The organism is Pseudomonas sp. GL-RE-29, from assembly GCF_019947275.1.
Lineage (GTDB): Bacteria > Pseudomonadota > Gammaproteobacteria > Pseudomonadales > Pseudomonadaceae > Aquipseudomonas > Aquipseudomonas fluorescens_A.
On sequence record NZ_JAGYGD010000051.1, the window covers coordinates 24692 to 30796 of the forward strand.

The 6105-nt window shown below is 57.6% G+C and carries 5 protein-coding genes; 4 read left to right on the forward strand and 1 reads right to left on the reverse strand.

Going from position 1 to position 6105, the window contains the following annotated elements:
- Positions 1–45: 45 nt before the first annotated feature.
- Positions 46–1404 carry a glutathione-disulfide reductase gene (gene gorA / locus KGB21_RS27790; RefSeq protein WP_223507352.1) on the forward strand — a complete coding sequence of 453 codons (1359 nt, stop codon included), beginning with the start codon at positions 46–48 and terminating at the stop codon, positions 1402–1404.
- Here gorA and KGB21_RS27795 read toward each other — a convergent pair.
- Positions 1401–2414, reverse strand: coding sequence for a DNA-binding protein (locus tag KGB21_RS27795; protein ID WP_223507353.1), 1014 nt, complete (start codon positions 2412–2414; stop codon positions 1401–1403). The two genes, gorA and KGB21_RS27795, sit on opposite strands and share 4 nt — an antisense overlap.
- 286 nt (positions 2415–2700) lie before the next feature.
- On the opposite strand from KGB21_RS27795, the gene KGB21_RS27800 reads away from it, so the two are divergent.
- From KGB21_RS27800 to ahpF, 3 genes are all read left to right on the forward strand, one after another.
- Positions 2701–3639, forward strand: coding sequence for a site-specific integrase (locus KGB21_RS27800; RefSeq protein ID WP_223507354.1), 939 nt, complete (start codon positions 2701–2703; stop codon positions 3637–3639).
- Positions 3640–3777: 138 nt separating this feature from the next.
- Positions 3778–4341 carry an alkyl hydroperoxide reductase subunit C gene (gene ahpC / locus KGB21_RS27805; protein WP_007975937.1) on the forward strand — a complete coding sequence of 188 codons (564 nt, stop codon included), beginning with the start codon at positions 3778–3780 and terminating at the stop codon, positions 4339–4341.
- A 129-nt stretch (positions 4342–4470) separates the two neighbouring features.
- Positions 4471–6033, forward strand: coding sequence for an alkyl hydroperoxide reductase subunit F (gene ahpF / locus KGB21_RS27810; protein ID WP_223507355.1), 1563 nt, complete (start codon positions 4471–4473; stop codon positions 6031–6033).
- Positions 6034–6105 lie beyond the last annotated feature (72 nt).

The following is a 6105-nucleotide window of genomic DNA, read 5'->3' on the forward strand; positions in this document are numbered from 1 at the left end:
GCGGCCGTCCGCAGGTATGCTGTTGGCCTGCCGAGGAGATTGAAAATGGCCTACGATTTTGACCTTTATGTGATTGGTGCCGGTTCTGGTGGTGTGCGCGCTGCACGATTTTCGGCCGGTTTCGGCGCGAAGGTGGCGGTGGCGGAGAGTCGTTACCTGGGTGGTACTTGCGTGAACGTTGGCTGTGTGCCGAAAAAGTTGCTGGTCTACGGTGCGCACTTTGCCGAAGACTTTGAGCAGGCTTCCGGTTTTGGCTGGAGTCTGGATGAGGCGCAGTTCGATTGGGCGACGCTGATCGCCAACAAGGACCGCGAGATCAATCGCCTGAACGGTATTTACCGCAATCTGTTGGTCAACAGCGGCGTGACCTTGCATGAAGGGCACGCCAAGATCGTCGACCCGCATACTGTCGAGATCAATGGCGAGCACCACACCGCCAAGAACATCCTGATCGCCACTGGTGGCTGGCCGCAGATCCCGGAGATTCCGGGACATGAGCACGCGATCAGCTCCAATCAGGCGTTCTTCCTTAAAGAGCTGCCCAAGCGTGTGCTGGTGGTGGGTGGTGGTTATATCGCTGTCGAGTTCGCCGGGATCTTCCACGGCTTGGGTGCGCAGACCACGTTGCTGTATCGCGGTGAAATGTTCCTGCGTGGCTTCGACGGTTCCGTGCGCAAGCATTTGCAGGAAGAGCTGACCAAGCGCGGCATGGATCTGCAATTCAATGCCGACATTGAGCGTATCGACAAACAAGCCGATGGCAGCCTGAAGGTCACGCTCAAGGATGGTCGCCAGCTCGAAGCCGATTGCGTGTTCTACGCCACCGGACGCCGTCCGATGCTGGACAACCTGGGGCTGGAAAATACCGGGGTGAAACTCGACAAGAAAGGCTTTGTTGAGGTCGATGAGCAGTATCAAACCGCCGAGCCTTCGATCCTGGCCTTGGGCGACGTAATCGGTCGAGTTCAATTGACGCCGGTGGCGTTGGCTGAAGGCATGGCAGTGGCCCGTCGTTTGTTCAAACCTGAGCAGTATCGTCCGGTGGATTACAAAATGATCCCGACGGCGGTGTTCAGCATACCGACCATTGGCACCGTCGGCTTGACCGAAGAAGAAGCGCGCGACGCCGGGCATGAAGTGCAGATCTTCGAAAGCCGTTTCCGCCCGATGAAGCTGACCCTGACTGAATGCCAGGAGCGCACGCTGATGAAGCTGGTGGTGGATGCCAAGACCGACAAGGTGTTGGGTTGCCACATGGTCGGTCCGGAGGCGGGTGAAATCGTCCAGGGGCTGGCGATTGCGCTGAAAGCCGGTGCCACCAAGCGCCACTTCGACGAAACCATCGGGGTGCACCCGACGGCCGCCGAAGAGTTTGTCACCATGCGGACCCCGGTCGCCGGTTAATCGTCCTTGGCATTGTCTGGCGCTGTCGCAATGGCAGCCGCCAGACGCACGCTTTCTTCCAGTTCTGACTGGGTCTTCGCCAATTCAATTTCCAGTGATTTATTGATCTGCGACTGTTCGTCGATGTTCTGTTTGAGCGACTGACTTTCCAGCAGGGCGACGCGCAAGCGTTCCTGGAGGAGGGTGCGTTCGCCGTCGACCCGGGTGGTTTGCTCCAGTAGCTGATCCTGACGATTGTTGCTCTGCTTGAGTTGCTCTTGCAGCAGGCTCAGCTCGCGTAGCGTTCCCCGGTTTTCGGTCAGCAGGCGCTCGTTGTCGCGGTGCAATTGGGTGATTTCGTCCTGGCGCACCAGCGCGCTTTGCTGAGCCTGGCGCACTTCCATCTGCAACTGTTGCACCTGGCTTTCATGGCGACTGTGTTCCTGCTCGCGCTGCTCTTTGACGGCATTGCGGTAGTGCTCAAGTGCCTCCCGTGCATGCAGGTGTTTCTCTTCAAGCGAGCGGATCTGCTCGTCCTTGTCTTGCAAGCGTAATTCGAAATCGGCCAGTGCCTGGTTCAGTCCGGCATTGCGGGTTTGCTCGGTCTGCAGGGTAGAGCGGGTGCTTTGCAGTGCCTCGGATTCCTGGGTCAGCGCCAGACTCTGCAGCTCGTAATGTTGCTGCAACTGTGTGTTTGCTTGCTCGGCTTGATGCAGCCGGGCTTCCAATTCTTTTCTTTGCGTTTCGAACTGCTCGCGGGCCAAGTCGATGGGTTCTTGTGCCTGTTCCTTTAGGCGCTGCGCCAGGCGCGAAACCAATGCCAGCAACTCATCGTCGATCGGTTCCGCAGGCTCGGTTTCGGCCGGTTGAGCGACGTCGCCCAGTTCTTTCAAGTAGCGATGAATGGTGGTTTTCGAGCCGGTATTGCCCATTTCGATCCGTACTGCATCGATGCTCGGGTTTTCGCCACGGGCGAGAATCGCCAGACGCGCGGCTTGAACCACTGCTTTGTTAACGCCGCCACGGGCCATGATTTCTCCTACGATTTTTCTGTGTGGTACGTACTATTCGAATACACATTGTACCATTCATTGTTAAAACTTAAATACAGAGTGTTATTAACGCGGGATATACTAGTATTACCCCGTGTGATATGGATTTTGATGCGATTGCAACTGCAAACCCGTACACAAACCCCTGTAGGAGCGAGCCTGCTCGCGATAAATCTGAGAGCGCCGTGGGGTACCTGTCATCCAGCGTTATCGTTGACGTCCATCGCGAGCAGGCTCACTCCTACAGTTAAAGCAAGGTCATTCCATGAGCGATTTGGATCGATATCTACACGCCGCGACCCGCGACAACACCCGTCGCAGTTATCGCGCCGCCATTGAACACTTCGAGGTGAGTTGGGGTGGTTTCCTGCCAGCAACCGGCGACAGCGTGGCGCGCTATCTGGTCGCCCATGCGGGCGTGTTGTCGATCAATACCTTGAAGCTGCGCTTGTCGGCGCTGGCGCAGTGGCACAACAGCCAGGGCTTTGCCGATCCCACCAAGGCGCCGGTGGTGCGCAAGGTGTTCAAGGGCATTCGTGCATTGCATCCGGCCCAGGAAAAACAGGCAGAGCCCCTGCAACTGCAACATCTGGAGCAAGTGGTCGCCTGGCTGGATCAGGAAGCACAAACCGCCAGGCAGCAAGGCGATCGGCCGGGATTGCTGCGGGCCAGACGCGACGCTGCGCTGATCCTTCTGGGTTTCTGGCGTGGCTTTCGCAGTGATGAGTTATGCCGTGTGCAGATTGAGCACGTTGAAGTGCGCGCAGGTTCCGGCATCACGCTGTACTTGCCGCGCAGCAAGAGCGACCGGGAAAACCTCGGCAAAACCTACCAGACGCCTGCGCTACAGCGATTGTGCCCGGTACAGGCTTACATTGAGTGGATCACCGAGGCTGCGCTGGTCCGCGGTCCGGTGTTCCGCGGCATAGACCGTTGGGGGCATTTGAGCGAGGAGGGGCTGCACGCCAACAGCGTGATTCCTTTGTTGCGCCAGGCGCTGGAGCGCGCAGGCATTGCGGCCGAGCACTACACCAGTCACTCCCTGCGGCGCGGTTTTGCCTCGTGGGCACATCAAAGCGGTTGGGACCTGAAGTCGTTGATGAGTTACGTCGGCTGGAAGGACATGAAGTCCGCCATGCGCTACATCGAAGCCAGTCCGTTTCTCGGTATGACTCGCCTCGCGGAAAAACCGCTCGAGTCATAAATTCGGTTTTCTTCTATTAATACTGTCAGCTAATAGCGAAAGCCAATCAACGGCATGAGGTTTGCCAATGAGCCAACCGTCCGTCGAGTGGGTAAAGTTCTCTCCATCAACTTCTTAACCCCTGACGGAGAGTCAACGATGCCTATCATCAACAGCCAAGTTAAACCATTCAAAGCTGATGCATTCAAAAATGGCGACTTCGTAAAAGTCTCGGACGCTGACCTGAAAGGCAAATGGTCTGTGGTTTTCTTCTACCCAGCCGACTTCACCTTCGTTTGCCCAACCGAGCTGGAAGACCTGGCTGACAACTACGACGCATTCCAGAAACTGGGCGTCGAGATCTACAGCGTTTCCACCGACACTCACTTTGCTCACGCTGCCTGGCACAACACTTCGCCAGCCATCGGCAAAATCCAGTACACCATGATCGGCGACCCGACTCACGCCATCTCCCGCAACTTCGACGTGCTGATCGAAGAAGCAGGCCTGGCTGACCGTGGCACCTTCGTGATCAACCCTGAAGGCCAGATCAAAATCGTCGAACTGAACGACGGCGGTGTGGGTCGTGACGCTTCCGAACTGCTGCGCAAAATCAAGGCTGCCCAGTACGTCGCTGCTCACCCAGGCCAGGTTTGCCCAGCCAAGTGGAAAGAAGGCGAGGCCACTCTGGCTCCGTCCCTGGACCTGGTCGGCAAGATCTAAGTCTGTGACGCGCTTCATCAGGGCGGACTTCCGCACCTTCTAAGCAAGCTGCACCGCCCAATAAAAACGCCCGGGCGAGATTCGCTCGGGCGTTTTTTTATGTCTGTGAATACAAAGGAAATCGCCCGTATGTTGGACGCCAATCTTAAAGCCCAGTTGAAATCGTACCTGGAACGGGTCACCCAGCCGATCGAGATCGTTGCCTCCCTCGACGACGGTGCGAAATCCCAGGAAATGCTTGAACTGTTGAAAGACGTTGCCAGTCTTTCCAGCCAGATTACTTTGCTCGATAACGGTGACGATGCACGCAAGCCATCGTTCTCGATCAATCGCCCGGGAGCCGACATCAGTCTGCGTTTTGCCGGTATCCCGATGGGCCACGAATTCACTTCGTTGGTGCTGGCCTTGCTGCAAGTCGGCGGCCACCCTTCGAAGGCCAGTGTCGAAGTCATTGAACAAATCCGCTCGCTAAAAGGCGAATTCAGCTTCGAGACTTACTTCTCGCTGTCCTGCCAGAACTGCCCGGACGTGGTCCAGGCGCTGAACCTGATGGCCGTACTGAACCCGAACATCCGCCACGTCGCCATCGACGGCGCGCTGTTCCAGGCTGAAGTCGATGAGCGCCAGATCATGGCGGTGCCTAGCATCTACCTCAACGGCGTGAACTTCGGCCAGGGTCGCATGGGCCTGGAAGAAATCCTCGCCAAGATCGACACCAGCGGCATCGAGCGCCAGGCCGAGAAAATCAGCGCCAAAGAAGCCTTTGATGTGCTGGTTGTCGGCGGTGGCCCGGCCGGTGCTTCGGCGGCGATTTATGCCGCTCGTAAAGGCATTCGTACCGGTGTCGCGGCTGAGCGTTTTGGTGGTCAGGTGCTGGACACTATGGCCATCGAGAACTTCATCTCGGTGCAGGAAACCGAAGGGCCGAAACTGGCGGTCGCGCTGGAAGAACACGTCAAGCAATACGACGTCGACATCATGAACCTGCAACGTGCCGATAAGTTGGTGCCAGGCAAAGCAGGCGAGCTGCATGAAGTCCACTTCGCCAGCGGCGCCAAACTGAAAGCCAAGACCGTGATCCTGGCGACCGGCGCCCGGTGGCGTGAAATGAACGTGCCCGGTGAGCAGGAATACCGTAACAAAGGCGTGGCGTACTGCCCGCATTGCGACGGCCCGCTGTTCAAAGGCAAACGCGTGGCGGTGATTGGTGGCGGTAACTCCGGCGTTGAAGCAGCCATCGACCTGGCCGGTATCGTCTCCCATGTCACGCTGCTGGAGTTCGATGTACAGCTGCGTGCCGATGCGGTGTTGCAGCGCAAGTTGCACAGCCTGCCAAACGTCACCGTGATCACCAGTGCGCAAACCACTGAAGTGACGGGCGACGGGCAGAAGGTCAACGGCCTGCGTTACAAGGATCGTCAGAGCGACGAACTGCGTACCATTGAGCTGGAAGGGATCTTCGTGCAGATCGGTCTGTTGCCCAATACCGATTGGCTCAAGGGCACCATCGAGTTGTCGCCACGTGGCGAGATTATCGTTGATGCTCGCGGTGAAACCTCGATGCCGGGTGTGTTCGCTGCTGGCGACGTCACCACCGTGCCGTACAAGCAGATCGTGATCGCGGTAGGCGAGGGCGCCAAGGCTTCCCTCAGCGCATTCGACCACTTGATCCGGACCTCGGCCCCGGCATAAACCCGGGCGCTGAAAACACAAAACCCCATGAGTGATCATGGGGTTTTTTCGTGTCTGCGCTCTGTAGGAGCC